Annotated in this window: 24 protein-coding genes and 2 pseudogenes; 14 read left to right on the forward strand and 12 right to left on the reverse strand. The window is 71.1% G+C overall.

Annotated features, from left to right (window positions below; translation table 11 throughout):
• The first annotated feature begins 28 nt into the window (after window positions 1-28).
• The 4 genes from ISP_RS08360 to ISP_RS08375 are packed head-to-tail and all read left to right on the forward strand — an operon-like array spanning window position 29 to window position 3,375.
• Window positions 29-1,735 carry an acyl-CoA dehydrogenase gene (locus tag ISP_RS08360; protein ID WP_013223446.1) on the forward strand — a complete coding sequence of 569 codons (1,707 nt, stop codon included), beginning with the start codon at window positions 29-31 and terminating at the stop codon, window positions 1,733-1,735.
• Window positions 1,735-2,181 (forward strand): nitroreductase family deazaflavin-dependent oxidoreductase, encoded by a 447-nt coding sequence (locus ISP_RS08365; RefSeq protein ID WP_014466682.1) that lies wholly within the window; start codon window positions 1,735-1,737, stop codon window positions 2,179-2,181. The genes ISP_RS08360 and ISP_RS08365 overlap by 1 nt, the downstream gene beginning before the upstream one ends.
• Window positions 2,178-2,951: a 2-keto-4-pentenoate hydratase gene (locus ISP_RS08370; RefSeq protein WP_013223448.1), complete on the forward strand. Its 774-nt coding sequence runs from the start codon at window positions 2,178-2,180 to the stop codon at window positions 2,949-2,951. Before ISP_RS08365 ends, ISP_RS08370 begins: the two co-directional genes overlap by 4 nt.
• A gap of 4 nt (window positions 2,952-2,955) precedes the next feature.
• Window positions 2,956-3,375 (forward strand): hypothetical protein, encoded by a 420-nt coding sequence (locus tag ISP_RS08375; protein ID WP_013223449.1) that lies wholly within the window; start codon window positions 2,956-2,958, stop codon window positions 3,373-3,375.
• 49 nt (window positions 3,376-3,424) lie between these two features.
• Here the strand turns inward: ISP_RS08375 and ISP_RS08380 are convergent, their stop codons facing one another.
• Window positions 3,425-5,806, reverse strand: coding sequence for a Tex family protein (locus ISP_RS08380; RefSeq protein WP_013223450.1), 2,382 nt, complete (start codon window positions 5,804-5,806; stop codon window positions 3,425-3,427).
• A 145-nt stretch (window positions 5,807-5,951) separates the two neighbouring features.
• Between ISP_RS08380 and ISP_RS08385 the strand changes: the two genes are divergently transcribed.
• Window positions 5,952-7,427, forward strand: a complete 1,476-nt coding sequence (locus tag ISP_RS08385) for a chitinase (RefSeq protein WP_013223451.1) — start codon at window positions 5,952-5,954, stop codon at window positions 7,425-7,427.
• Window positions 7,428-7,553: 126 nt separating this feature from the next.
• Here ISP_RS08385 and ISP_RS08390 read toward each other — a convergent pair.
• The 3 genes and pseudogenes from ISP_RS08390 to ISP_RS08400 all read right to left on the reverse strand — a co-directional run.
• Window positions 7,554-8,684 (reverse strand): annotated as a pseudogene (locus ISP_RS08390) (GMC family oxidoreductase N-terminal domain-containing protein); the annotation flags it as partial.
• A pseudogene (locus tag ISP_RS08395) lies at window positions 8,684-10,146 on the reverse strand (flavin-containing monooxygenase). The pseudogenes ISP_RS08395 and ISP_RS08390, both read right to left, overlap by 1 nt.
• A gap of 74 nt (window positions 10,147-10,220) precedes the next feature.
• Window positions 10,221-11,315, reverse strand: a complete 1,095-nt coding sequence (locus ISP_RS08400; RefSeq protein WP_013223454.1) for a winged helix DNA-binding domain-containing protein — start codon at window positions 11,313-11,315, stop codon at window positions 10,221-10,223.
• A 79-nt stretch (window positions 11,316-11,394) separates the two neighbouring features.
• Here ISP_RS08400 and ISP_RS08405 point away from each other — a divergent pair, with 79 nt between their 5' ends.
• Window positions 11,395-12,450 (forward strand): AraC family transcriptional regulator, encoded by a 1,056-nt coding sequence (locus ISP_RS08405; protein WP_013223455.1) that lies wholly within the window; start codon window positions 11,395-11,397, stop codon window positions 12,448-12,450.
• Here ISP_RS08405 and ISP_RS08410 read toward each other — a convergent pair.
• Window positions 12,371-13,042, reverse strand: a complete 672-nt coding sequence (locus ISP_RS08410; RefSeq protein WP_013223456.1) for a TetR/AcrR family transcriptional regulator — start codon at window positions 13,040-13,042, stop codon at window positions 12,371-12,373. The two genes, ISP_RS08405 and ISP_RS08410, sit on opposite strands and share 80 nt — an antisense overlap.
• A gap of 194 nt (window positions 13,043-13,236) precedes the next feature.
• Here ISP_RS08410 and ISP_RS08415 point away from each other — a divergent pair, with 194 nt between their 5' ends.
• Both ISP_RS08415 and ISP_RS08420 read left to right on the forward strand, forming a co-directional pair.
• On the forward strand, window positions 13,237-13,548 hold the full coding sequence (locus tag ISP_RS08415; protein WP_013223457.1) for a hypothetical protein: 312 nt from the start codon (window positions 13,237-13,239) through the stop codon (window positions 13,546-13,548).
• Between the two features lie 151 nt (window positions 13,549-13,699).
• On the forward strand, window positions 13,700-13,945 hold the full coding sequence (locus ISP_RS08420; RefSeq protein WP_013223458.1) for a TlpA family protein disulfide reductase: 246 nt from the start codon (window positions 13,700-13,702) through the stop codon (window positions 13,943-13,945).
• Between the two features lie 4 nt (window positions 13,946-13,949).
• Here ISP_RS08420 and ISP_RS08425 read toward each other — a convergent pair whose 3' ends face one another.
• The 3 genes from ISP_RS08425 to paaI are packed head-to-tail and all read right to left on the reverse strand — an operon-like array spanning window position 13,950 to window position 16,230.
• Window positions 13,950-14,543 (reverse strand): TetR/AcrR family transcriptional regulator, encoded by a 594-nt coding sequence (locus tag ISP_RS08425; protein WP_013223459.1) that lies wholly within the window; start codon window positions 14,541-14,543, stop codon window positions 13,950-13,952.
• Complete coding sequence (gene paaK / locus ISP_RS08430) at window positions 14,540-15,817, reverse strand: phenylacetate--CoA ligase PaaK (protein ID WP_013223460.1); 1,278 nt, start codon at window positions 15,815-15,817, stop codon at window positions 14,540-14,542. Before paaK ends, ISP_RS08425 begins: the two co-directional genes overlap by 4 nt.
• 2 nt (window positions 15,818-15,819) lie before the next feature.
• Complete coding sequence (gene paaI, locus ISP_RS08435; RefSeq protein WP_013223461.1) at window positions 15,820-16,230, reverse strand: hydroxyphenylacetyl-CoA thioesterase PaaI; 411 nt, start codon at window positions 16,228-16,230, stop codon at window positions 15,820-15,822.
• A gap of 166 nt (window positions 16,231-16,396) precedes the next feature.
• On the opposite strand from paaI, the gene paaZ reads away from it, so the two are divergent.
• From paaZ to paaE, 6 genes are all read left to right on the forward strand, one after another.
• Entirely contained in the window at window positions 16,397-18,424 is a 2,028-nt protein-coding gene (gene paaZ / locus ISP_RS08440; protein WP_013223462.1) for a phenylacetic acid degradation bifunctional protein PaaZ, read from the forward strand.
• Entirely contained in the window at window positions 18,421-19,353 is a 933-nt protein-coding gene (paaA, locus tag ISP_RS08445) for a 1,2-phenylacetyl-CoA epoxidase subunit PaaA (protein WP_013223463.1), read from the forward strand. The genes paaZ and paaA overlap by 4 nt, the downstream gene beginning before the upstream one ends.
• A 68-nt stretch (window positions 19,354-19,421) precedes the next feature.
• Complete coding sequence (gene paaB, locus ISP_RS08450) at window positions 19,422-19,706, forward strand: 1,2-phenylacetyl-CoA epoxidase subunit PaaB (protein ID WP_034284443.1); 285 nt, start codon at window positions 19,422-19,424, stop codon at window positions 19,704-19,706.
• The gene (gene paaC, locus ISP_RS08455; protein ID WP_013223465.1) at window positions 19,703-20,560 is read left to right on the forward strand and encodes a 1,2-phenylacetyl-CoA epoxidase subunit PaaC; all 858 of its coding nucleotides are present in this window, start codon (window positions 19,703-19,705) and stop codon (window positions 20,558-20,560) included. Before paaB ends, paaC begins: the two co-directional genes overlap by 4 nt.
• Window positions 20,554-21,042: a 1,2-phenylacetyl-CoA epoxidase subunit PaaD gene (gene paaD / locus ISP_RS08460; protein WP_013223466.1), complete on the forward strand. Its 489-nt coding sequence runs from the start codon at window positions 20,554-20,556 to the stop codon at window positions 21,040-21,042. The genes paaC and paaD overlap by 7 nt, the downstream gene beginning before the upstream one ends.
• On the forward strand, window positions 21,043-22,095 hold the full coding sequence (paaE, locus tag ISP_RS08465; protein ID WP_013223467.1) for a 1,2-phenylacetyl-CoA epoxidase subunit PaaE: 1,053 nt from the start codon (window positions 21,043-21,045) through the stop codon (window positions 22,093-22,095).
• Here the strand turns inward: paaE and ISP_RS08470 are convergent.
• The 4 genes from ISP_RS08470 to ISP_RS08485 form a co-directional block, all read right to left on the reverse strand.
• On the reverse strand, window positions 22,051-22,413 hold the full coding sequence (locus ISP_RS08470; RefSeq protein ID WP_230468741.1) for a hypothetical protein: 363 nt from the start codon (window positions 22,411-22,413) through the stop codon (window positions 22,051-22,053). The two genes, paaE and ISP_RS08470, sit on opposite strands and share 45 nt — an antisense overlap.
• A 5-nt stretch (window positions 22,414-22,418) precedes the next feature.
• Entirely contained in the window at window positions 22,419-23,588 is a 1,170-nt protein-coding gene (locus ISP_RS08475) for a helix-turn-helix domain-containing protein (protein ID WP_013223469.1), read from the reverse strand.
• Window positions 23,589-24,164: 576 nt separating this feature from the next.
• Complete coding sequence (locus tag ISP_RS08480) at window positions 24,165-25,304, reverse strand: adenylate/guanylate cyclase domain-containing protein (RefSeq protein ID WP_013223470.1); 1,140 nt, start codon at window positions 25,302-25,304, stop codon at window positions 24,165-24,167.
• A 1-nt stretch (window position 25,305) separates the two neighbouring features.
• On the reverse strand, window positions 25,306-25,758 hold the full coding sequence (locus ISP_RS08485; RefSeq protein ID WP_034284441.1) for a universal stress protein: 453 nt from the start codon (window positions 25,756-25,758) through the stop codon (window positions 25,306-25,308).
• Window positions 25,759-25,803: the final 45 nt, after the last annotated feature.

Raw genomic sequence — 25,803 nt, forward strand, 5'->3', positions numbered from 1 at the left:
ACCGGTCGGTAATCGAGGAGGACCACCCATGCTGCTGAACCCGCACGAGTACGATCCGGCCTGCTTCGACGCGGAAACGCGCCGCCTGCTCCGGGCGACCATCGACTGGTTCGAGCAGCGCGGCAAGGCGAAGCTGACCGAGGACTACCACGCCCGCACCTTCTACGCGGACTTCCTCGAGTTCGCGGGCAAGGAAGGCCTGTTCTCGACCTTCCTGACCCCGGCCGCGAACGCCGAAGGCCACCCGGACAAGCGCTGGGACACCAGCCGCGTCGCCGCGCTCTCGGAAATCCTCGGGTTCTACGGCCTCAACTACTGGTACCCGTGGCAGGTCACCATCCTCGGCCTCGGCCCGGTGTGGCAGAGCGGCAACGACGTCGCCCGCAAGCGCGCGGCCGACGCGCTGGACGCCGGCGGCGTCGGCGCCTTCGGACTGTCCGAAAAGGACCACGGCGCCGACATCTACTCCTCCGACCTGGTGCTGACGAAGGACGGCGACGGCTACCGCGCGAACGGCTCGAAGTACTACATCGGCAACGGCAACTGCGCGCGCACGGTGTCGGTGTTCGGCCGCATCGACGGCGTCGAGGGCCCTGACCAGTACGTCTTCTTCTACGCCGACTCCGGGCACCCGAACTACCACGTCGTGAAGAACGTCGTGCCGTCGCAGATGTACGTCGCCGAGTTCCGGCTCGAGGACTACCCGGTGCACGCCGAGGACATCCTGCACGTCGGCGCCGAGGCGTTCAGCGCCGCGCTGAACACGGTCAACATCGGCAAGTTCAACCTCTGCTTCGGCGGCATCGGCATGGCGACGCACTCGCTGTACGAAGCCATCACGCACGCGCACAACCGCGTCCTGTACGGCAAGCCGGTGACGGACTTCCCGCACGTCCGCCGTGAGTTCGTCGAGGCCTACGCGCGGCTGACCGCGATGAAGCTGTTCTCCGACCGAGCCGTGGACTACTTCCGCAGCGCGCACCCGGACGACCGCCGCTACCTGCTGTTCAACCCGATCACCAAGATGAAGGTCACCACCGAGGCGCAGAAGGTGATCGGCCTGGTCGCCGACGTCGTCGCGGCCAAGGGGTTCGAGGCCGACACCTACCTGGCGATGTCCAAGAACGACATCGACGGCTTGCCGAAGCTCGAGGGCACGGTGGCCGTCAACCTGGCGCTGATCGCGAAGTTCATGCCGAACTACCTGTTCGCGCCGCAGGAGTACGCGCCGGTGCCGACGCGCACCGACGCCGTGGACGACGAATTCCTCTTCCGCCAGGGCCCGGCGCGCGGCCTGTCCAAGGTCCGGTTCCACGACTGGAAGACCGCCTACGCCGAAGCCGGCCACATCCCGAACGTCGCGCTGTTCACCGAACAGGCCGGCTTCCTGGTCAAGCTGCTCACCGAGGCGGCGCCGGACGAGGCGCAGCAGGCCGACCTCGACTTCGGGCTCGCGCTGACCGAGCTGTTCACGCTGATCGTCTACGGCCAGCTCGTCCTGGAGCAGGCCCGCATCACCGGCTTGGACGACGAGGTCACCGACCAGATCTTCGCGGTGCTGGTGCAGGACTTCAGCGTCGCGGCGGTGGACCTCAACGGCAAGGCGAGCTCGACCGAGGCCCAGCAGGCGATCGCCCTGGCGGCGCTGCGCAAGCCGGTGGTGGACGCCGGGCGGTTCGAGAACGTGTGGGCGCGGGTGCGGGCGCTTTCCGGGGTCTACGCCATGCACCCGTGATGGCGCGGGAGTACCGGCTGGGTGTCATGCGGAAAGCGGTGAACGTCCTGGTGACCGCGGGCCTGAAACGCGGCATCCCGATCGCCGGGAGCACCGGGTGGCTGCTGACCACGCGCGGGCGGCGCTCCGGCGCCGACCGCACCACCCCGGTCAACGTCGTCGAAGCCGCTGGCGACCGCTGGCTCGTGTCGCCGTACGGGCGGGTCGGCTGGGTGCACAACCTGCGCGCCGACGCGACCGCCCGGCTGTGGCGCGGCGACACGCGGCAGACGTGGGAGGTCGAGGAGGCCGACGCCGCGACGGCGGGCCCGGTGCTGCGCGCGTACGTCCGCAAGCTTCCGGTGACGGCGCCGTTCTTCGACGCGAAGCCGGGCGACCCGGCCGAAGCGTTCGCCGCGGAAGCCGATCGACACCCGGTGTTCCGGTTGGCAAGATCTCGGACGTGAACCGAGAGCGGGCGGCGGAGCTGATCTGGGACGCGTGGCTGACCGGCAAGCGGCTGGAGGGTCTCCCGGACGACGCCCGCCCGGGCGACCTGGCCGACGGCATGGCGGCGCAGGCGGCGCTCGCCGAGCTGGCCGGGCCGGTGTCCGGCTGGAAGATCGGCGCGACCACCGTGTACGCCCGCCAGTACCTCGGCGTCCCCGGGCCGCTGGCGGGCGCGATGTTCGAACGGTTCCACCAGGTCGAGGGTGCCCCGGTACCGGCGGACACCATGACCATGGGCGTCGCCGAACCCGAGTTCGCCTTCCGGCTCAAGGCCGACCCGGGTCTGTCGCCGTCGCTGACCGCGGTGCTCGACGCGGTCGACACGATGTTCCTGGCGATCGAGCTGCCGGACAGCCGCTACACCGACCACCGCCACGCGGGCGGCCCGCAACTGCTGGCCGACGCGGCGTGCTCGGGCCGGTTCGTCGAGGGCCGCCCGGTGCCGGGCTGGCGCACCGTCGACCTGCCCCGCTGCCAGGTGGTCCTCCACGCCGACGGTGAGGAGTTCTCCCGCGGCAGCGGCAGCCTGGTGCTGGGCGACCCACGCCTGGCACTGCACTGGCTGGCGATGGAGCTGCCCCGCCACGGCCGGACGCTTTGCCCGGGCGACATCGTGACGACGGGAACGGCCACCCCGCCCTGCCCGATCCGCGCGGGCAGCCACGTGGTGGCGGACTTCGGTGAGCTGGGAAGCGTGGAGGCGAGGTTCTGTTCGCCGCTAGAGTGATCGGGTGCTGACGTTCCGTGCAGGTCTCGTGGTGCTGGCGGTCGTCGTGGCGGGGCTCGACGCGGGCTTCTGGCTCTTCGCGCGCGGCCCCCACCCGATGCCGGCGCGGATCGGCTTCCTGGTGGTGTTCGTGCTGCTGCTGGCGCTGCTCGCGGCGGCCGCGGGGGTGGTGCGCTGGGAGGTCGCGGTGCCCTTGGCCGCCGCGTCGACTTCCGGGCTGCTGTTCGTCGGGGCGGCGGCGATCTTCAGCGTGGGACTGGGTTTTCTGCTGACGGCGGTCGTGGAGGCGGCGTTGGTGCGGCGGCTGGTTCTGGACGCGTCGCCGGTGGGGTGGCGCGGGGGCACCTGGCTGATCAGCGCCGCGGCCGCGGTGGTGCCGGTGGTGCTGTTCGCCGTGGGCCTGTTCGCGCTGCGGTCGCCCTGAACGCGGTGAAGGCGGGCCCACCCGCTGGTGGCCCGCCTTCACCGGAGAGCTACTTGCCGAACCCGGCCCGCCGGAGCGCGTCGGCCATCGAGCCGCTCGTGTTCCCGCCGCGGTCCCGGCCGCCGCCACCGCCGCTGCTGCCGCGCTGACCGCCCCCGCCGCCACCGCCGCGGCGCTGGCCGCCGCCCTGACCGCCGCCGCCCTGGCCGCGGTCCCGGCGCTCGCCGCCGCCGCGGGAAGATCCGGCGCCCGGCTCGTCGTCCAGGCGCAGCGTCAGCGAGATCCGCTTGCGCGGCACGTCGACGTCCAGCACCTTCACCTTCACGATGTCCCCGGGCTTGACGACCTCCCGCGGGTCCTTCACGAAGTTCTTCGACAGCGCCGAAACGTGGGCCAGCCCGTCCTGGTGGACGCCGACGTCGATGAACGCGCCGAACGCCGCCACGTTCGTCACGACACCCTCCAGCGTCATGCCCGGCTTGAGGTCGCCGATCTTGTCCACGCCCTCGGCGAACGTCGCCGTCTTGAACGCCGGGCGGGGGTCGCGGCCCGGCTTGTCCAGCTCCGAGAGGATGTCCGTCACCGTCGGGAGGCCGAACGTCTCGTCCACGAACTCGCCGGGGCGCAGCGACGAGAGCGTCCGGGAGTTGCCGATCAGCGCGCGGATGTCCGTGCCCGTCTTCGACAGGATCCGCCGGACCACCGGGTACGCCTCCGGGTGGACCGCCGACGAGTCGAGCGGGTCGTCGCCGTCCGGGATGCGCAGGAAGCCCGCGCACTGCTCGAACGCCTTCGGGCCCAGCCGCGCGACCTCCTTCAGCGCCATGCGGGAGCGGAACGGCCCGTTCGTGTCGCGGTGGGACACGATGTTCTCCGCCAGGCCCGTCGTGATGCCCGAAACCCGGGTCAGCAGCGGCGCCGACGCCGTGTTGACGTCCACGCCCACCGCGTTCACGCAGTCCTCGACCACCGCGTCGAGCGAGCGCGACAGCGAAACCTCGGACAGGTCGTGCTGGTACTGCCCGACGCCGATCGACTTCGGGTCGATCTTCACCAGCTCGGCCAGGGGGTCCTGCAGCCGGCGGGCGATCGACACCGCGCCGCGCAGCGAGACGTCCATGTTCGGCAGCTCCGCCGAAGCGAACGCCGACGCCGAGTACACCGACGCGCCCGCCTCGGACACGATCGCCTTCGTCAGCTTCAGCTCCGGGTGCTTCTTGATCAGCTCGATGGCGAGCTTGTCGGTCTCGCGCGACGCCGTCCCGTTGCCGATCGAGATCAGCTCGACCTTGTGCCGCGCGCACAGCGCCGCGAGCTCGGCGATCGACTGGTCCCACTTGTTCGCCGGCTGGTGCGGGTAGATGACGTGGGTGTCGACGACCTTGCCGGTCGCGTCCACGACCGCCACCTTGACGCCGGTCCGGAAGCCCGGGTCGAGGCCCATGGTGGCGCGGGTGCCGGCCGGCGCGGCCAGCAGCAGGTCGCGCAGGTTGGCGGCGAACACGCGCACGGCGTCGTCCTCGGCCGCCTGGCGCAGCCGCATCCGCAGGTCGATGCCCAGGTGGAGGAGGATCTTGGTGCGCCAGGCCCAGCGGACGGTGTCGCCGAGCCACTTGTCGCCCGGACGTCCCTGCTGCGTGATGCCGAACTTCGCGGCGATGCGCGCCTCGTAGTCGGTCGGCCCGACCTGCGGCTCGTCGGTGGGCTCGTCCGGCGACATGGTGAGGTCGAGGACCTCCTCCTTCTCGCCGCGCAGCATCGCGAGGATCCGGTGCGAGGGGAGCTTGGTGTAGGGCTCGGAGAAGTCGAAGTAGTCGGAGAACTTCGCGCCTTCCTCCTCCTTGCCCGCGCGGACCTTGGCCACCAGGTGGCCCTGACCCCACATCTTCTCGCGCAGCTCGCCGATCAGGTCGGGATCCTCGGCGAAGCGCTCGACGAGGATCGCGCGGGCACCGTCGAGGGCGGCTTGGGCGTCCGCGACACCCTTGTCGGCGTCGACGAACACCGCCGCCGCGGCCTGCGGATCCGTCGAAGGGTCGTTCAGCAGGCCGTCGGCCAGCGGTTCGAGACCGGCTTCGCGGGCGATCATCGCCTTCGTGCGGCGCTTCGGCTTGTACGGGAGGTAGATGTCCTCGAGCCGGGACTTCGTGTCCGCGGCGAGGATCTGGGCCTCCAGGGCCTCGTCGAGCTTGCCCTGGCTGCGGACGGACTCGAGCACGGCGAGCCGGCGCTCGTCGAGTTCCCGCAGGTAGCGCAGCCGCTCTTCGAGCGTGCGCAGCTGCGCGTCGTCGAGCATGCCGGTGACTTCCTTGCGGTAACGGGCGATGAACGGCACGGTCGACCCGCCGTCGAGCAGCTCGACGGCGGCCTTGACCTGTCCTTCGCGCACGCCCAGTTCTTCGGCGATCTTCTGCTCGACCGACACGCTCACTGCAACACGCTCCTGCTTCGCCTGGTTCCGATCGTCTCATTCTGCCGTTTCCGCCGCCCCGACTTTCGGATGGGGCTGCTTGACAATCAGATTGGTCTAGTCCACTTTGTGGTGACCTGCCTCACCAGTGTCGTGGAGGTCGCCCGTGGTCCCCAAGGTCCGCTTCGCTCTGCTTTCCTTACTTTCCGTGGTTGCACTGTGCCTCGGCGTGACTTTCGTGCTCGCCGGCAGCGCTTCGGCGGCGAACATCCTGGCCAACCCCGGCTTCGAAGCCGGCACCACGGGCTGGACGTGCACCGGCACGTCGGCCGCGGTGAGCTCGCCGGTGCACAGCGGCAGCCGGGCCCTGAACGCGACACCGTCGTCGTCGGACAACGCCCAGTGCTCGCAGACGCTCACCGTCTCGGCGAACACGGCGTACAAGCTGTCCGGCTGGGTCCAGGGCAGCTACGTCTACCTGGGCGTTTCCGGCTCGGCGACGGCCAGCACCTGGACGCCGGGCACCAGCGGCTACCAGCAGCTGTCGCTGAGCTTCACGACCGGCTCGAGCACGTCGCTGACGGTGTACCTGCACGGCTGGTACGGCCAGCCGGCGTACTTCGCCGACGACGTCAGCCTCGACGGCCCGGGCACCCCGCCGACGACGACGCCGACCACGCCCACCACCCCGACCACGCCCCCGACGACGACCACCCCACCGACGACGACCACGACGCCGCCCACGCAGGGCGACCTGCCGAAGCACGTCCTGACGGGCTACTGGCAGAACTTCTACAACGGGGCCAAGGCGCTGAAGCTCGCCGATGTCCCGACGAAGTACAACATCATCGCGGTGTCCTTCGCGGACGCCACCGGCACGCCCGGCGCGGTGAGCTTCACGCTCGACTCCGGCCTGTCTTCACAGCTCGGCGGCTACACGGACGCCCAGTTCAAGGCCGACATCAAGACGGTGCAGGCCCGCGGCCAGAAGGTCATCATCTCGGTCGGCGGCCAGAACGGCACGATCAGCGTCAGCGACTCTTCGTCGGCGAACAACTTCGCGAACAGCATCAAGTCGCTGATCGCGAACTACGGCTTCGACGGCGTCGACATCGACCTGGAGAACGGCATCAACGCCACCTACATGGGCCAGGCGCTGCGGAGCATCTACAACGGCGGCGGCAAGGTCCTCACGATGGCGCCGCAGACGATCGACATGCAGTCCACGGCCGGCGGTTACTTCCAGCTGGCGCTGAACATCAAGGACATCCTGACGATCGTCAACATGCAGTACTACAACTCCGGCTCGATGAACGGCTGCAACGGCAACGTCTACTCCCAGGGCACGGTCGACTTCCTGACGGCGCTGGCCTGCATCCAGCTGCAGGGCGGCCTGCGAGCGGACCAGGTCGGCCTCGGCCTCCCGGCGTCGCCCCAAGCCGCGGGCGGCGGCTACCAGGCCCCGGCCAACACGGTCTCGGCGCTGAACTGCCTGGCCCGCGGAACATCGTGCGGCAGCTTCAAACCGTCGGCGACGTACCCGTCGATCCGGGGCGCGATGACGTGGTCGATCAACTGGGACGCGTCGCAGGGGTACGCGTTCGCCAACACGGTGTCGGCCGGGCTCGCGGGCCTGCCGTGACCGTGCGCTGAGCAGGCCCTCCCGGCGGCGCGGTCCGGGAGGGCCCTCAGCGGGGTGTCAGTGGCAGCCGCAGGGCTCCCGGTGCTTCCGGCGGGACGACCGGACGTCGAGGAGCCACCGCCGCCACCCGCCGGTACGGCGAGCCCAACGCCGGCCGCGGATCCACCTCCCCGCGGTTCGGCCAGAAAACAGCTCGCGGAGCCCGAGCACCCAGCGACGGCGGCCCGGCGAGCCGTCCACCAGCACCGTCGCCAGCAGCCCCATCAGGTTGCTGCCACGCCCGTACCGCACCGGCTCCACGTGCGTGACCGCGTCCGGGTGGATCGACGACGTGATCGCGACCCCGCGCGTGTAGTCCGTGCCCGGCCGCAGCGACCGCGCGGCCAGGATGGCTTCGGAGTTCGTGCGGGCCAGCAGGCCCAGCCGGGGGGACAGCGCAGGCAGCGTTCCCGTGTCCCGCATCCGGTGCAGGAGCCGCTGGGTTCCCAGCGCGGCCGCGGAGAACACCACCTGCGACGCCGTGAACGTCCGGCGGGAACGGCCGCCGGTGCGGCGGGTGTCCACCGCGTACCCGCCGTCGATCGGCCGCACCGACACCGCCGTCGTCAAGGGATGGACCACGGCACCCGCTTGCTCGGCCAGGTACAGGTAGTTCTTCACGGTCGTGTTCTTCGCCCCGACCCGGCACCCGGTCATGCACTCGCCGCACAGCGTGCAGGACGAACGCCGGGGACCGGCGCCGCCGAAGAACGGGTCCACTCCGGACTGTCCGAAGTAGACGCCGACCGGCGTGCGCCGATAGGTGTGCCCGATGCCCATGTCCTCGGCCACCGAAAGCAGCACCCGGTCCGCGGCCGTCGTCGCCGGGTTCTCGACCACGCCGAGCATCCGCTTCGCCTGGTCGTAGTACGGCGCGAGCTCGGCCTTCCAGTCCGTGATGTGCGCCCACTGCGGGTCGGCGTAGAAGCCGTCCGGTGGCTCGTACAGCGTGTTCGCGTACACCAGCGAACCCCCGCCGACGCCCGAGCCGCTCATCACGAACGTGTTCTTCAGCAGTGTGAGCCGTTGGATGCCGAAGCACCCCAGTGCCGGCGCCCACAGGTACTTCCGCACCCGCTTCGACGTCTTCGCGAACTCGTCGTCGGCGAACCGGCGGCCGGTCTCCAGCACGCCGACGCGGTAGCCCTTCTCGGTCAGCCGCAGCGCCGTGACGCTGCCGCCGAACCCCGAACCGATCACCAGGACGTCGTAGTCCATCAGCCCGCCACCCGGTAGTCCGCGACGTCGAAGCGCCGGGTCCGGCGGTCGTACTCGGTGACCAGGCCGGGCCAGTTGGTCGTCACCCGGCCGTCGGCCTGCCGGTACCAGCTCGTGCAGGCGGTCCACACGCTGCGGCCCAGCCGCTGCTGCACCTCCCGGTCGTAGGAGTCTTCGACCTCCGGCCGCACGTCCAAATAGGACACTCCGGGCCGGGTGAGCCGCTCCACCGCCTGGCGGATGTAGCGCGCCTGGCGCTCGATCATGTAGATGATGGACCCGGCGCCGAGGTTCGTGTTGGGCCCGTAGACGCAGAACAGGTTGGGGAAGCCGGGCACGGTCATGCCCAGGTACGCCCGCGCGCCGCCGGACCACTCGTCCTGCAGCGACCGCCCGCCGAGGCCGCGCACCTGCATCCGGCCGAGGAACTCCGTCGCCGCGAAACCGGTGCCGTAGACCAGGACGTCCGCCTCGAGCTCCGTCCCGTCCTCGACCCGCACGCCCTTCTCGGTGATCTCGCGGATCCGCCGCGTCTCGACGTCGACGTCCGGCTGGGCGAGGGCGGGCAGGTACTCGTTGGTGAAGAGGATCCGCTTGCAGCCCAGCGGGTAGGCGGGCTTGAGTTTGGCCCGCAGCTCCGGATCCTTGATGTGGCGGCGGCGCAGCTGGGCGGTCCGCAGCTCGAACATCTTCGCCAGCACCGGGTGGCGGTCATGGCGTAGGTGGCGTACTCGGCGAGCAGGAAGATCCGCAGCCGGCCGAGCAGCTGGGTCGGCGGCAGGTGCTCGAACAGCCAGTGCTGCCACCGCCGGTAGCTCGGATCGGACTTCGCCATGACGTACGGCGGCGTGCGCTGGAAGACCGTGACGTGCTGGGCGCGTTTCCGCAGCTCGGGCACGAACTGCACGGCGCTGGCCCCGGTCCCGATGACGGCGACGCGCTTGCCGGTCAGGTCGACGTCGTGGTCCCACCGCGCGGAGTGGAAGGCGTCGCCGGCGAAGCTTTCCCGGTTCGGGATGTCCGGCAGCGCCGGCCGCGACAGCTGCCCGACGGCGGGGACGAAGACGGTCGCCTCGAAGGTCTCCCCGCCCCGCGTCTCGACGCGCCAGAGGCCGCGCGCTTCGTCGAACGCGGCCCCGGTGACTTCGGTCCGGTACCGGATGTGCGGCTCGAGCCCGTACTTCGCGATGACGCGCCGCAGGTAGGCGAGGATGTCGGGCTGGTGCGAGAACCGCTTCGGCCACCGCGGGTTGGGCTCGAAGGAGAAGGAGTAGAGCGGCGAGGGGATGTCACACGCGGCCCCGGGGTAGGTGTTGTCCCGCCAGACGCCGCCGGGTTCGGCGGCGCTCTCCAGGATCGTGAACTCGGTGAACCCCGCCCGCTTGAGCTCGATCGCCGTCCCGATGCCGCCGAACCCGGCGCCCACGATCAGCACCGACGGCCCCTTCGCCGAACCAGTCATGCCCGAAAAGCTACGGACTGAAGGCCTGTGACAACAGGCCACGAACGGTCACTCAATCGAGATTTCCGGCCAGCTCACTCCGGGGGGAGGACGCGCACCTCATGCGTCTCCGCGGCCGTCTCGGCCCACTTCACCAGTTCTGCCGCCGACTTCTCCAACGCCGCCAGATCACGCTTCACCAGCTTCTCGAACGGCGACAGCTCGATCACCGCCGCCTTGCGCGACGCCTTGATCTCCCAGAAGCCGCACACCTGGCCGTCGACCAGCAGCGTGCCCTTGACCAGGCCGTTCTGCGAAATCACGCGCTTGCGGCAGGCGTCCGAGATCACCCGGGTCCGGTCGGCGTACGACAGGATCAGCTGGTCGAACGGCCCCAGCAGCCGCGGCGGCGCCGGAACGTCCTCGCCGGGCAGCGTCAGCTCCGGCAGATCCAGCAGCTCGCGGCCGTCCGCGTCGCGGTAGCGGCGCAAGTCCATCGAAGCGGCCACCTCGCCCAGGCGCGTGATGCCCGCCCACGTCTGCACGTCCGCCACCGTGGCCGGGCCGAACGCGCGCAAGTACCGCGAAATCAGCGAAGCGGGCGAAGGCGGCGACAGGGGAGCGCCCACCCACTCGTCGAGGCACGCGTACGTCGTCTGCCCGGCTTTGCCCCAGATCGCCCGGGGCGGCGTCTGCACCAGCGGCAGCCGGCCCCGGGCCAGGTGGGTCAGGGAGGCCGCCGGGACGTCCCAGGTGCGCGCCAGCTCGGCGCCCAGCGCGCTGCCCGGCATCGGCCCGCCGAGGAGCAGCTTCCGCGCGGCCTCGGCGACGAGGTCGTGGTCGAGCCCGGCCAGTGCGCGGGCGTGCAGGGCGTTCTGCTGGAGATCGCGGTCGTAGAGCACCTGCACCACCGGCCGCCACGCCAGCGCGTCCGCCGCCGTCACCAGGTGGACGGTGCCGCGCATCAGCGCGATCCGCACCACGCGGCGGTTCTCGAGCAGCTCCGCGAGTTCCGGCGGCCGGAACCCCTCCAGCCGCGCCCACAGCCCGAAGTACGGCGGAAACGGCGCTTGCGCCTGGAGGCCGGCCAGATGCTCCACCGCGTCAAAAGCGGACACCTTCGCCCGGCGCAGCAGCAGCTGGCGCTCCAGCGTGGCGCGGTTCACGGCTCGGCGGCTCAAGGTCTCCACGGCGTCACCCTAACGACCATCCCGGACAGATCCGGTCCTCGATTGGACACTTCTCCGGTCGTGATCCAGAATTCCGGCCATGGCCGAGCTCGCCGCGCCCGCCGTCGTGGACTGGGACTTCCCGCGCGGCACCGCGAGCATCGAGCTGATGACCCGGTTCGCCGCGGAACGGGGCGTGCCGGCCGAACGGCTGCTCGCCGCGACCACGCTGACGCCGGACCAGCTCGCCGACCCGGCCGTCCAGGTCGACGCCCGCCAGGAGCTGGCCGTCGTCCGGGCGCTGGCCGCTCTCGACGGCTCCGACGCGACGGCGCTGCAGCTGGGCCGCCGCTACCGCGTCACCACCTTCGGCATCTTCGGCTTCGCCTGCATCAGCAGCCCGACGTTGCGCGACGCGATGCTCTTCGCCCTCCGCTACTTCGACCTGAGCTTCGCCTTCTGCATCCCGCACGTCGTCCTCGGCGCCGACCGGCTGACGCTGGAACTCGACGACCGCCGCGTGCCCGCCGACGTCGCCCGCTTCCTCGTCCTGCGGGATCTGGCCGCGATCTTCGCCGTCATGCGCGACCTCCTGCCCGAGATCGCGCTGGACGAGCTGACCTTCCGGCACGGACCGGCCACGCCTGAGGACTACCGGGCCGCGTTCGGCGTGCTGCCGCGCTTCGGCGCCGACGGCTGCCGCGCGACTCTCGATCCGGCGCTGCTGAGCCGGCCGCTGCCGCAGGCCAACGACCAGACCGTCGCCCTGTGCGCCGCGCAGTGCGAAGCGCTCGTCGCGCGGCGACGGGAGCGTTCGGGCATTTCGCAGCAGGTACGGGAACGCCTGGTCCGGCTCGGCGGCGTCGACGCCGGAATGGACGAGATCGCCCGCCGGCTGACGCTCAGCACGCGCACCCTGCGCCGGCGCCTGACCGAAGCGGGCACGAGCTACCGGGCGCTGGTCGACGAGGTCCGCCAGGCGCTCGCCGAAGAGCTCCTGGACACCGGCGTGCTCTCGGTCGAGGACGTCGCCTACCGGCTCGGGTACGCCGAAGCGTCGAGCTTCATCCACGCGTTCAAGCGCTGGACCGGGATGACACCGGCGGCGTTCGCCCGCCGCTTCCGCGCCGCTCGGCGAGGACCGCCGGGTAGGTGATCTTCAGCAGGTTGAGGATCGAATCGGTGAGGAAGGTGCGCAGCGCCGCGCGGTCCAGCGTGCCGCGGATCAGCCACTCCCGCGACGCCGCGCGCAGCATTCCGCCGAACGACCGGATCATCGCCCGCAGCTCTTCGCGGCCTTCGGTCACGCCGGTCATCAGCGCGGCCTCCAGGACCCGGTCGGCGGCGATCTCGTCGGCCTCCAGCATGATCCGCTCGATCTCGGGGTCGCGCCCGGCCGCCTCCGGCCCGATCACGGTCAGCCAGGCGTCGCGGTTGCGGTCCACGACCTCGATCCACCGTTCGACGCCGATCGCCAGCCGCTGCTCCATCGTGGTGTCCGGCAGCGCTTCGGTGACCGGCGCGGGCACGATCATCAGCTGCCGCACCACTTGCAGGTACAGCTCGCGCTTCCCGCCGAAGTAGTGGTTGATCAGCGGGCGCGCCACCCCGGCGGCCTCGGCGATGTCCGAAGTGGACACCGAGGCGTAGCTGCCCGCCCCGAACAGGTGCCGGGCGGCGGCGAGGATCTCCGCCCGCCGTTCGGCCGGCTCGAGCCGGCGGCGCCGGGGCCGGGTCCCACTGGTCATCCGCTCAGCCTCGCGGGGGATCGGCACGGTGTCAACAAGTAGTTGACCCATCGTCAAAAGAGTGACTCGGGTGGCGGTCGGGGGGTGTTTCGCGCCAACCTTTGTCGTTACGCAACCGGAATAACCCGCCGGTAACTCCTCGGCGTCCGGATACGACGAGACGGCAGGGGGCCCGTGACCGGGGGTAGGAGCAGATGAACGAAGAAGGCGCGCCGATCCGGCCGGCCGGACGCTGGGTGAGCGTCCGCCTGCAGCATCGCCACGTCAGCTTCGACGAAGGCTTCGAAGCCGACGAGCCGCTGCCGGACGGCGACTGCGCGGACGAAGCGTCCCTGTCGTACTCGGGCATCGTGATCTCCAGCTACGACCGGGGCGAAAAGGTGTCCGAGCGCTGGATCCCGCTGGGCATCGACCCGTCCGAAGCGGACGACGAGCGGCTCATCGGCCAGCTGCGGGAGGCCCTGCTGTGGCAGGCCGGGCGGCCGCCGCAGATCACCGAGGAGTGAGCACTGGCCAGGGTGGGGCCATGCTGCTCGGGCGCGTTGGCCGAGCTGGCCGGTCCCGACGTCACCGACCCGGCCCGGCGGATCGCCCTGAGCGACTACGCTCGGAAGGTCGTCCTGCTCAACCTGTGGGGCGCGTGGTGCCCGCCCTGCCGTGCGGAGGCTCAACGTCCGGGACAACCGCCAGTACGCCGCCGACTTCGTCCGGAACTTCGAGCTCGGCTATCCGTCGATCCACGACGACTCCGGGCGGATCGCCCTGCAGCTGCGCGGGATCCCGCTCGCCGCGGTGCCGATCTCGCTGATCGTCGACAAACGGCAGCAGGTGGCCGCGGTCTACCTCGGAGAGGTCCTCGAAGAAGACCTCCGCCCGGGCTTGGAGCGCGTGCGGGCGGAGTGACGGCTCACGACCCGGTGCGCAGGCCCTCGAAGGCCACCTTGCACACCGCGTCCGCGACCTCGGCCGCCGCCGACCCGCGCCGCGGCTTGTACCACTCGATCAGCGAGTTCACCATGCCGAACACCAGCCGCGCGGTGACCGCCGGGTCGACGTCCGGGCGGACGTCGCCCTCCGCTTCGGCCTGCTTGACCAGGTCGGTCACCAACCGGTCGAACTCGCGCCGCCGCGCCAGCGCCGCCCGCTCCACCTTCGTGTTGCCGCGCACGCGCAGCAGCAACGTCACGAACGGCAGCCGGTCCGCCAGCACCAGCACGCTACCGCGCACCAGGTGCTCCAGCCGGTCGATCGCCCGCCCGTCGAGCTGAGCCGTCTCCGACGCCACCTCGAACAGCCCGTCCAGCGCGCGGTCGACCGCCAGCCGCAGCAGCTCTTCCTTGCTGGGCACGTGGTGGTAGATCGCCGACTTCGTGATGCCGAGCTTGCGGGAGAGGTCCTCCATGCTCGTGCCGTCGTAGCCGCGCTCGTTGAACAGCTTCACCGCCACCTGCAGCAGTGATTCGAGGTCGTAGCCGGGCCGCCCGCGCCGCGGGGCCGTCACGGCTTGTCCCGCTCGTCCACGATCCGCCGCATCTTGCCCATCGACCGTTCCAGGGTGTCCGGGTCGACGACGTCCACCGACACCGTCACGCCGACGCCGTCCTTCACGCCGGTGACCAGCTCCGCAGCCGCCCGCGACCGGTCGTCGCCGGAAGCGTCGTGGCGGGCCTCGACCCGCACGGTGAGGTGGTCGAGCCGGCCGCGGGTGGACCGGACGAGCTGGAAGTGCGGGCTCAGCCCGGCCGTCCGCAGCACGATCTCCTCGATCTGCGTCGGGAAGACGTTGACCCCGCGCAGGATGATCAGGTCGTCGGTGCGCCCGGTGACCTTGGCCATCCGCCGGAACGCCGGCCGCGCGGTGCCCGGGTTCAGCTCGGTCAGGTCGCGGGTGCGGTAGCGGATGATCGGCAGCGCCTGCTTGGTCAGCGACGTGAACACCAGTTCACCGGTCTCGCCGCCGCCCAGGACCTCCTCGGAGTACGGGTCGATCACCTCGGGGTAGAAGTGGTCCTCCCAGATGTGCAGGCCGTCCTTCGTTTCGACGCACTCCTGCGCGACCCCCGGGCCCATCACCTCCGACAGCCCGTAGATGTCGACGGCGTCGAGCGCGAACCGCTCCTCGATCTCGGCGCGCATCTGCTCGGTCCACGGCTCCGCGCCGAAGATGCCGACCTTGAGCGAGCTCGCCCGCGGGTCGACGCCCTGCCGCTCGAACTCGTCGAGCAGCGTCAGCATGTACGACGGCGTCACCATGATGATCTCCGGGCGGAAGTCGGTGATCAGCTGCACCTGCCGCGCGGTCATCCCGCCGGAGGCCGGGATCACCGTGCAGCCCAGCTTCTCGGCGCCGTAGTGCGCGCCGAGGCCGCCGGTGAACAGGCCGTAGCCGTAGGCGACGTGCACCTTGTGCCCCGGCCGGCCGCCCGCCGCGTGGATCGAGCGGGCCATCACCGTCGCCCAGGTGTCGATGTCCTGCTCGGTGTACCCGACGACGGTGGCCTTGCCGGTGGTGCCGCTGGAGGCGTGGATGCGCCGCACCTGGTCCTGCGGCACGGCGAACATCCCGAACGGGTAGTTCTCGCGCAGGTCCTGCTTGGTGGTGAACGGGAACTTCGCCAGGTCGGCCAGTTCCTTGCAGTCGTCCGGGTGGACGCCGGCCTCGTCGAACTTCCGCGTGTAGGCGGGCACGTTCGTGTAGGCGTGCCGGAGTGTCCACTGCAGACGTTCCAGCTGGAGGGCGGCCAGCTCGTCCGCGCCGATGTCCGTCTCGATCATGCTCAGTCCCGTTTCGCGGAGAGGACGCGGCTGCGGCCGCGGAATTCGGCGACGACCTCGGGCCCCGCGGGGGTCTCCCGGTGCACGGTGACGTCGTAGATGCCGTTGCGGCCGTAGCGGGTGCGCTCGGTGGCCGTGGCGACGAGGTGGTCACCCAGCCGGCCGGCCGCGACGAAGGAGATCTCCGCGCCCGCGGCGACCGTGACCGGGCCGTGGGTGTTGCAGGCGCAGGCGAACGCGGTGTCGGCGAGCAGGAAGACGTACCCGCCGTGGGCGATGTCGTGGCCGTTGACCATCGCGGGCGTGATCGTCATGGTCGCCACGGCCCGGCCGTCTCCTGCTTCGACGAGTTCGATGCCCAGCGCGCGGGACGCCTCGTCGGCGGCGAACATGGTGTGCGCGGCGTTGGTCATTGATCCCCCGTCTTCACTGACCGAATGGACGGTCACCTCGCGGTGCCGCTCAGTAAAGGCAGTGGTCGGGGCCGGTGTCAAGCGTCGAGGTCTTCCGATCTTCGGGCTCGGCGGCTACCATGCGATTAACTGAACGTCCGGTAGGTAATTCGGCGAGAGGGACCTGATGGCACTGCTGCGCAGCTACGTCTCCGGGAGCTGGCACACGGCGGCGGACGAGGGCGTCCCGCTGCACGACGCGGCCACCGGCGAGGAGGTCGCCCGGATCTCCTCGGCGGGCGTCGACTTCGCCGCCGCGCTGGCGTACGGCCGCGCGGTCGGCGGCCCGGCGCTGCGCGAGCTGACGTTCCACCAGCGTGCGGCCCTGCTCAAGGCGCTGGCCTCGCACCTGCGCGAGCACCGCGAGGAGTTGTACGCGCTGTCGGCTCGCACCGGGGCGACGCTGGGCGACTCGAAGTTCGACATCGACGGCGGCATCGGCGTCCTCTTCAGCTACGGCTCGAAGGGCAAGCGCGAGCTGCCGAACGACACCGTCTACGTCGAAGGCGCGGTGGAGCCGCTCTCGCGCGGGGGCACGTTCGTCGCCCAGCACATCGCGACCCCGCTGCGGGGCGTCGCCGTCCAGATCAACGCGTTCAACTTCCCGGTCTGGGGGCCGCTGGAGAAGTTCGCGCCCGCCTTCCTGGCCGGTGTCCCGAGCCTGGTCAAGCCGGCCAGCTCGACGGCGTACCTGACCGCGCGGCTGGTCGAGCTGATCATCGAGTCGGGCATCCTGCCGGAGGGCGCGCTGCAGTTCGTCGCCGGCAACGTCGGCGACCTCCTGGACCACGTCACCGCGCAGGACCTGGTGTCCTTCACCGGCTCGGCGTCGACCGCCCAGAAGCTGCGCGCGCACCCGGCGATCATCCGCAACGCCGTCCGGTTCAACGCCGAGGCCGACTCGCTGAACTGCTCGATCCTCGGCCCGGACGCCGTGAAGGGCACCACCGAGTTCGACCTGTTCGTCAAGCAGCTGACCACCGAAATGACGGTCAAGGCGGGGCAGAAGTGCACCGCGATCCGACGCGCGTTCGTTCCGGCGTCGCTGCTCGACGACGTCGCTGCCGCCGCGTCCGAGCGGCTCGCGAAGGTGACCGTCGGCAACCCCGCGTCGGAAGGCGTCCGGATGGGTGCGCTGGCCAGCCTGGAACAGCGCGAGGAGGTCCGGCGGTCGCTGAAGGCGCTGCTGGACGCCGGGAGCGTCGTGTTCGGTGACCCGGAGAAGGTCGAGGTCGTCGACGCCGATGCCGAGCGTGGCGCCTTCATCTCGCCGGTGCTGCTCAAGGCCGATCCGGAACGAACCGAGCCGCACGAGGTCGAGGCGTTCGGCCCGGTCTCGACGCTGATGCCGTACACGTCCACCGAGCAGGTCGTCGACTTCGCCGCTCGCGGCGGCGGCAGCCTCGCCGGCTCGATCGTGTCGGCGGACAAGGAGTTCGTCCGCGAGGTCGTCCTGGGTGCGGCGCCGTTCCACGGCCGGCTGCTGGTGCTCGACGCCGAAGACGCGAAGGAGTCCACCGGGCACGGCTCACCGATGCCGCAGCTGGTCCACGGCGGCCCGGGCCGCGCGGGCGGCGGCGAGGAGATGGGCGGGATCCGCGGGGTCCTGCACCACATGCAGCGCACCGCCGTGCAGGGTTCGCCCGCGGTGCTCTCCGCCGTCACCGGCCGCTGGGTCGCCGGCGCGCCGCGCACCGAGGGCGTCCACCCGTTCCGGAAGTCCCTGGCCGAGCTTCGCATCGGCGACTCGGTGGTGGCCGGGCCGCGGGTGGTTTCCCAGGAAGACGTCGACCACTTCGCCGAGTTCACCGGCGACACGTTCTACGCGCACACCGACCCCGCGGCGGCGGCCGCGAACCCGCTGTTCGGCGGGATCGTCGCGCACGGGTACCTGGTCGTCTCCTTCGCGGCCGGGTTGTTCGTCTCGCCCGAGCCGGGCCCGGTGCTGGCCAACTACGGCTTGGAGAACCTCCGCTTCCTCACCCCGGTCAAGGTCGGCGACTCGCTGACGGTGACGCTGACCGCGAAGCAGATCACCCCGCGGATCGACCAGGAGTACGGCGAGGTCCGCTGGGACGCCGACGTCACCAACGCCGACGGCGAGTCCGTGGCCAAGTACGACGTCCTGACGCTGGTTTCGAAGGAGCAGCCGTGACGGCCGTAGCTTCGCTCGAAGAGCACTTCGAGCACACCATCCAGCGCGACCAGCGGATCGAGCCGCGCGACTGGGTGCCCGACGGCTACCGCAAGACGATGATCCGGCAGATCGCGCAGCACGCGCACTCGGAGATCATCGGCATGCAGCCCGAAGGCAACTGGATCACCCGGGCGCCGTCGCTGCGGCGCAAGGCGATCCTGCTGGCCAAGGTGCAGGACGAGGCCGGCCACGGGCTCTACCTGTACTCGGCCGCGGCGACGCTGGGCGCGGACCGGGCGGACCTCACCGACAAGCTGATCACCGGACGGCAGAAGTACTCGTCGATCTTCAACTACCCGACGCTGACCTTCGCCGACGTCGGCGTGATCGGCTGGCTGGTCGACGGCGCGGCGATCTGCAACCAGGTGCCGCTGTGCCGGTCGTCGTACGGGCCGTACGCGCGGGCGATGATCCGGATCTGCAAGGAGGAGTCCTTCCACCAGCGGCAGGGCTACGAGCTGCTGATGACGATGATGCGCGGGACCTCGCAGCAGCGGGAGATGGTGCAGGAGGCCGTGAACCGCTGGTGGTGGCCGTCGCTGATGATGTTCGGGCCGCCGGACGCCGATTCGCCGAACACCGCGCAGTCGATGGCGTGGAAGATCAAGCGCCACACCAACGACGAGCTGCGGCAGCGGTTCGTGGACATGTCGGTGCCGCAGGCCGAGGCCCTGGGCGTCACGTTCCCGGACCCTGCGCTGAAGTGGAACGCCGAGCGCGGGCACTACGACTTCGGCGCGGTGGACTGGGACGAGTTCAAGAACGTGCTGAAGGGCAACGGCCCGTGCAACGCCTCGCGGATCGAGCACCGGCGCCGGGCGCACGAAGACGGCGCGTGGGTGCGGGAAGCCGCCGTCGCGCACGCCGGGAAGAAGGAGCGCAAGTGACCGACCTGACGGCCGAAGGCGGCCACGGCGCCGTCCCCCTGGAGGGCGTCCCCGCGGCTCCGGGCCCGATCAAGCACGACTGGCCGCTGTACGAGGTGTTCGTCCGCGGCAAGCGCGGGCTGAACCACGTGCACGTCGGCTCGCTGCACGCGGCCGACGACCGGATGGCGCTGCACCACGCCCGCGACCTCTACACCCGCCGCAACGAAGGCGTGTCGATCTGGGTCGTGCGCGCGGCGGACATCACGGCGTCGTCGCCGGACGAGAAGGACCCGTTCTTCGCGCCCAGCGGCGACAAGGTCTACCGGCACCCGACGTTCTACGACATCCCCGAGGATGTGCCGCACATATGAGTTTCGACAACGTGTACGAGGCCATCACCGAGGAGAACGACGCCCGCTGGGCGTTCGGCACCGGCTTCGAGGACCCGCTGTCCGGAGTGGACACTTCGGTACCGTCCGGTGTGGACGGTGTGCAACTGGCCGCGTACTGCCTGATGCTGGGTGACGACGCGCTGGTCTTCTCCCACCGGCTCCAGGAGTGGTGCACCAACGCGCCCGAGCTGGAGGACGAGGTCGCCATCGCCAACATCGCCCTGGACCTGCTGGGGCAGGCGCGGCTGCTGCTCGCCCGCGCCGGCAAGGCCGACGGCTCTTCGCGCACCGAGGACTCGTTCGCGTTCCTGCGCGCCGAAAACGAGTTCCGCAACGTCCGGCTCGCCGAGCTGGGCGGCGGCCACTTCGGGCACCTGATCGCGCGCCTGTTCGTGTTCTCGACGTGGCGGCTGGCGCTGTTCCAGCGACTCGAGACGTCGGTGGACCCGGTGCTGGCGGCGATCGCGGACAAGGGCGTCAAGGAGCTCGCCTACCACCGCGACTACGCGGCGCAGTGGCTGGTCCGTCTCGGCGACGGGACGCCGTTGTCGCACTCGCGGATGCAGGAGGGGCTCGACGAGGTCTGGCCGTACGTGGGGGAGCTGTTCCGCACGCACCCCACGGAGTTCGTGGACGCGGCTTCGCTGCGGCCCGAGTTCGACGCGGTGCTGGACCAGGTCCTCGCGGCTTCGACGCTGTCCCGGCCTTCGTCCGGCGAGCTCGCCGGGGTTTCCGGGCGGACGGGCCGCGACGGCGTCCACACCGAGCAGATGGGGTTCCTGCTGGCGGAGCTGCAGAGCGTGGCCCGGGCGATGCCGGACGCTCGATGGTGACCGCGGCCGCGGTGGCCGCCACGGTCACCGACCCCGAACTGCCGATGCTGACCCTGGCGGACCTGGGCGTGCTGCGCTCGGTGTCCGAGGCCGAGGGCCGGGTGGTCGTCGCGATCACGCCGACGTACACGGGCTGCCCGGCGATGGACACCATGCGCGACGACCTGGAGCACGCGCTGGTTTCGGCGGGCTTCGCGGACGTCGAGATCCGGACCCAGCTGTCGCCGGCGTGGACGTCGGATTGGATTTCGCCCTCGGGGCGGGAGAAACTGGCCGCGGCCGGGATCGCCCCGCCGGGTGCGGCCCCGCGGCGGTCGGGCCCGATCCCGCTGACGCTGTCGGCGCCGGTCACGCGGGTCCGCTGCCCGCATTGCGGTTCCCCGGACACCGAAGAGCAGTCCCGGTTCGGCGCGACGGCCTGCAAGGCGCTGCGGCGCTGCCGCGCGTGCCTCGAGCCCTTCGAACACGTCAAGGAGATCTAGGTGGCGCGGTTCCACGAGTTGACGGTGGCCGGGGTCGAGCGGCTGTGCGACGACGCGGTCGCGGTGACGTTCGACGTGCCTTCGTCGCTGGCGTCCGAGTACGCCTTCAAGCCCGGCCAGTCCTTGACGTTGCGGCGCTCGATCGACGGCCGCGACGAGCGCCGGTCGTACTCGATCTGCGCCCCCGCGGGCGCGGCACCGCGGGTGGGCGTCCGCTTGGTGCCGGACGGGTTCTTCTCGTCGTGGCTGGTGAACGACGTCCGCCCGGGCGACACGGTCGAGGTGGCCCCGCCGACGGGTTCGTTCACCCCGGACCTCTCGGCGGGCGGCCACCACGTCCTGATCGCGGCGGGCTCGGGCATCACGCCGGTGCTGTCGATCGTGTCGTCGCTGCTGGCCACCCCGGACGCCACGGTGACGGTCCTGTACGGCAACCGCCGCACGGACACGGTGATGTTCGCGGACGAACTGGCGGACCTGAAGGACCGTGCGCCGTCGCGGCTGGAGCTGATCCACGTGCTGTCGCGTGAGCCTCGGGAGGCGGAGCTGTTCACCGGCCGCCTGGACGTCCCGAAGTTGCGCACGCTGTTCTCTTCGCTGGTGCCGGTGGCTTCGGTGGACCACTGGTGGCTGTGCGGCCCGTTCGAGATGGTGTCGGGGGCGCAGGAGCTGCTGGCGTCGCTGGGCGTGCCGCGGGAGCGCATCCACCAGGAGCTGTTCTACGTGGACACCCCACCGGCCCCGGTGGAGCACCTCGACCCGGCGGTGGCGGGGGAGTCGTCGGAGGTGTCGGTGGTCCTGGACGGCCGTTCGACGCCGATGACGCTGCCGCGCTCGTCGTCGGTGCTCGACGGGGCGCAGAAGTTCCGCCCGGACCTGCCGTTCGCCTGCAAGGGCGGGGTGTGCGGAACGTGCCGCGCCCGCGTGACGGAGGGCAAGGTCGACCTGCGGCGCAACTTCGCGCTGGAGGAGGCCGAGGTGGCGGCGGGCTTCGTGCTGACGTGCCAGTCATACCCGGTCTCGGAGACGATCACCGTCGACTTCGACGCCTGACGCGCTGCTCGCATCCTTCTTCTGCTGCTTCCGGGATCGGAGGAAGCCCCGCACCTTCTTCCACCCCTTCCAGCCCAGCCCGCCGAGGACGGGCGAGGTGACCGCTCCGGCGACGAGGCCCAGACCCGTGCCGAGGTGCCCGGTGCCCATCAGCACGCTGCCGACGATGACGGCCACGACGAGAAGAACGCTGATGACGGAGATCGTGGCGGCCTTGATCAGCCGCACCAGGTTTTCCGTTCGCGTCCGGCCGCTGACGACGAAGCCGATGAGCGCCCAGAGTCCCGTCGGCAGCTCGGCCGGGCCCCGTTCGCTCACGGTGCTCACCACACCCGGGCCTGATCCGGGTCGCTCGCCGAAGGCTGGAGCCGCTCGGCCAGCAGCGCACGGAGGATGTCGACCTCCGTGCCGTCCCACTTCCCGAGGGTCTCCCGCAATCGGCGGAGATCCGATTGGGCGGTGGCGGATTCCAGCACGCGAGCGTCCTCGACCAGCGTGACGACGTGCTCGCCGGCCGCGTCGAGGTCGCCGTCCTCGGCCTGCGCCAAGGCCAGCCGGGCCCGGACCCGGTGGCGCAGGCGCGCGTGGTCCGGCGGCACCACCTCGAACGCGTCCCGGAGAGCGCGGCAAGTGGCCGGCAGGTCCTCGCCCAGCTCGAACAGCGCCCATCCCGTGGTCACCGCCGGGAGGACCGCTCCGCCGAGGCTGCTGTCTTCGCCGTATCCGCCGGAACTGCCGGCGGGCATGCCCTCGACGACCGCCAGCGCGTGAACGACCTCGGCCTTGTCGCCGCGCAGGGCGTGCACCCTGGCTTGGCGCGCCGCCAGCAGGCCCTGCAGCCAGGGGTCGGCCGCGTCGAACGAGTGCCGGGCGGTCACGACGTGCGCCAGTGCGGAGTCGACGTCCTTCGTTTCCAGCGCCAGATCGGCCAGCCGGAGGTGGGCGAAGCCGGCCAGATCGGCCCGGTCGGCCGCGGTGGCGAGTTCTCGGGACTGCAGAGTCCATCGAAGTGCCGCCTGCAGGTCGCCGGTCTCCTGCTCGATCCAGCCGGCGAGTTCGGCCGCTTGGGCGGCGAGCACCGTGACGGCTTCGTCTCGGCGGCCCAGGTGCTGCTGGAGACGGGTCGCGACGTCGCGGACGGCGTCGATCGCCAGCCGCGGCGTCGCGACGCGCGTGAGTGTCCGGTACTGGTCGAGGAGTCCCTGCAGGAGCGGCAACGCCGCCGTTCCGATGACCATCGGACCGTCGTCGACGGCTGACGCACTCACCTGCGGGGCCGCGGGCCTGACCCGGTCAGGCACGAGGGCGAGCAGCTCCCCGCGTGCGTCGAGCGCCCGGTCGACCGCTTGCGCGAGGTCCCGGTTCACACGGGCCTTACCGTTCTCGACCTTGCTGAGGTAGCCCTTGGTGAAGTGCACCGACGCGGCCAAACCGGTGAGCGACATCCCGGCCGACGTGCGGCGGCGCCGCAGCTCCGCTCCGAAGTCGCTCACCAGCGATCACGGGCGTCCATCGGCGGGCTTCTTGCGCCGTTCGCGGCCGGGTGGTGGCCACGCGCTGCCCCGAGGAGTAATGAACCGGTCGATCATCGGACACCACCGCACCTGTCTCAGCTCCGGACGAAGGCTTGTGCCCGGGCTGGTCGGGTGGGCCGTGCTCACCGGCAGTTGGCGCTGCCGGGACTCCGAGGGCGCTCAGGCCGCTACAGGATGCACCGCGCGCCCCGGTCTTGGCCAGTGCCGACGGCAGCACTCGGAGACGAATGGACACCATCCGCCTCCGGCCAGGATCGATCGGGCGGTGGCCCGGGACAAGGCGTTTCCGGTTGCTCACCGGAACGGGAAACCGGCGACGGGGATGCCACCCGACGGGTGCGGAAACAGTGAAGGTCCCTCCGCGCCAACGGAGGGACCTTCGGCCCGATGCTTCGTCCGGAGCTGACAGACGGCGTCGGGGAACCGGTGCGAAACGCAGTCTCGCTGTTCACCAAGGATTTGTCCGGCCGGGCCGCACAACAAGGCGTTTCCTGTTGAGGGCACCGTTGAGAAACGGGCGGCTTGCCCGGCCGGTCAGCGGATCCGGCGCCGCCGGCGGCGTGCGCGCGGGCTCTCCGTGACCAGGTCCTCGGCTGGGGTGCCGGGCTCCTCGGGCACCGCCTCCCGGGCCGCGGGGTCCGCCAGCCCCAGCATCTCCGCCGCCAGCTGCTGCGAGCTCGCGAACATCCCCGTTGGCGCCTCGCTCGCCCGCCGCAGTGCGGACGGACGGAGGCGGTTGTACCCCCGGACCGTCACCGGCCTGCGCGTTCGCAGCTCGTACGCCTTCTCCTCCGCCAGCTCGCCCGCCAGTTCGCGGTCGACCAGGATCGTGCCCGGGCGCGCCACCGAAGTCAGGCGGGCCGCCAGGTTGACCACCGAGCCGTACACGTCGCCGAACCGCGACAGGATCCGGCCCGAGGCCATGCCCGCGCGGACCGCCGGCAACGTCTCGTCCGCCGAGGTGCGCTCGGTCAGCGTCAGGGCGATCTCCGCCGCGTCGACCGGGGCGTCCGCCACGAAGAGGACCTCGTCGCCGATCATCTTCACCACGCGGCCGTGGTGCTCGGCGATCACCTCCGTCGCCAGGGTCTCGAACGCGTCGAGGACGCGGCTCAGCTCGTCCTCGCCGATCTGGCGCGTCAGCCGCGTGTAGCCCACCATGTCGACGAACCCGACCACCTCGGTGCGGGACTCGACATTGTCGCCCGCGGCCGCGAACGCCCGGCCCGCGTACGCCGCCAGGTGGCGGCGCCAGACGAAGTTCTGCACCCGCTCCAGCTCCGGCAGCAACCCGTCGACCAGGCGGGTCACCTGGCGTTCGCTGCGGCCCAGCTCCGGCTGCCGCCGGATCAGCTCCCAGAGCATGTCGACCTGCCACTCGGCCAGCCGCGACAGGTGCTGGCCGAGCGCGCGCGTCACCGAGACCTCGATGCTCGGGTCGATCAGCCCCGACTGAACCAGCTGATCGGCGGTCCGCATCGCCTCGACGTCCGCGTCGGTGAAGACGACCTCGTCGTCGCGCACGGTCGCGAACCCCAGCGCGCGCCAGAGCCGGCGCGACCGCTCGTCGGGCACGCCGGCCTTCTCCGCCACCTCGAGCCGGGTGTACTTCCGCCTGCCGCCGAGCAGGACGCGTTCGAGCCGCTGCTGGAGTTCCTCGCTCGGATCGGTCACGTCAGGTCGTGTGGACGATGAGCACGTCCACGCCGGACTTGCGGGCCACCTCGGACGGCACCGAGCCCAGGATCCGGCCGGCGATCGTGTTCAGCCCGCGGTTGCCGACCACCAGGAGGTCGGCCTCGCGCTCGTGCACGACCTTGCGCAGCGAGTCGACCGGGTCGCCCTTCACCGCGACCGTGTCGATCTTCTCCGCACCCGCGCGCGTCGCCCGGTCCCGCGCCGACTGCAGCGTGTCTTCGGCCGGCGCCGAGCCGACGACCTGGTACGCCTCGTCGCCGAGGACGTCCTGGGCCTTGTCGACGTCGGACTTGCTGGCCGGGTAGTACGCACACGCGATGACGAGCGTGGCGCCCGCGTCGCCGGCCACCGCCGCCGCGCGGTCCACCGCCGCGAACGAGGACTCCGAGCCGTCCGTGCCCACCACCACGGTCCGATATGCCGCACCCATGCGCAAAACCTCCAGGTGATCCCGCGTGAGCAGGGACGACAGCCG

Origin of the sequence: Amycolatopsis mediterranei, assembly GCF_026017845.1 — a bacterium.
GTDB classification, from domain to species: Bacteria; Actinomycetota; Actinomycetes; order Mycobacteriales; family Pseudonocardiaceae; genus Amycolatopsis; species Amycolatopsis mediterranei.

Bases quoted from the DNA above. Each gene is read 5' to 3' on its own strand.
- paaK (WP_013223460.1), bottom strand. From the start codon at position 15,817: ATGATCGAGACGGACATCGGCGCGGACGAGCTGGCCGCCCTCCAGCTG.
- ISP_RS08405 (WP_013223455.1), top strand. From the start codon at position 11,395: ATGGCCGAGCTCGCCGCGCCCGCCGTCGTGGACTGGGACTTCCCGCGC.
- ISP_RS08360 (WP_013223446.1), top strand. From the start codon at position 29: ATGCTGCTGAACCCGCACGAGTACGATCCGGCCTGCTTCGACGCGGAA.
- ISP_RS08410 (WP_013223456.1), bottom strand. From the start codon at position 13,042: ATGACCAGTGGGACCCGGCCCCGGCGCCGCCGGCTCGAGCCGGCCGAA.
- paaZ (WP_013223462.1), top strand. From the start codon at position 16,397: ATGGCACTGCTGCGCAGCTACGTCTCCGGGAGCTGGCACACGGCGGCG.
- ISP_RS08365 (WP_014466682.1), top strand. From the start codon at position 1,735: ATGGCGCGGGAGTACCGGCTGGGTGTCATGCGGAAAGCGGTGAACGTC.
- paaD (WP_013223466.1), top strand. From the start codon at position 20,554: ATGGTGACCGCGGCCGCGGTGGCCGCCACGGTCACCGACCCCGAACTG.
- ISP_RS08485 (WP_034284441.1), bottom strand. From the start codon at position 25,758: ATGGGTGCGGCATATCGGACCGTGGTGGTGGGCACGGACGGCTCGGAG.
- ISP_RS08415 (WP_013223457.1), top strand. From the start codon at position 13,237: ATGAACGAAGAAGGCGCGCCGATCCGGCCGGCCGGACGCTGGGTGAGC.
- paaI (WP_013223461.1), bottom strand. From the start codon at position 16,230: ATGACCAACGCCGCGCACACCATGTTCGCCGCCGACGAGGCGTCCCGC.
- paaC (WP_013223465.1), top strand. From the start codon at position 19,703: ATGAGTTTCGACAACGTGTACGAGGCCATCACCGAGGAGAACGACGCC.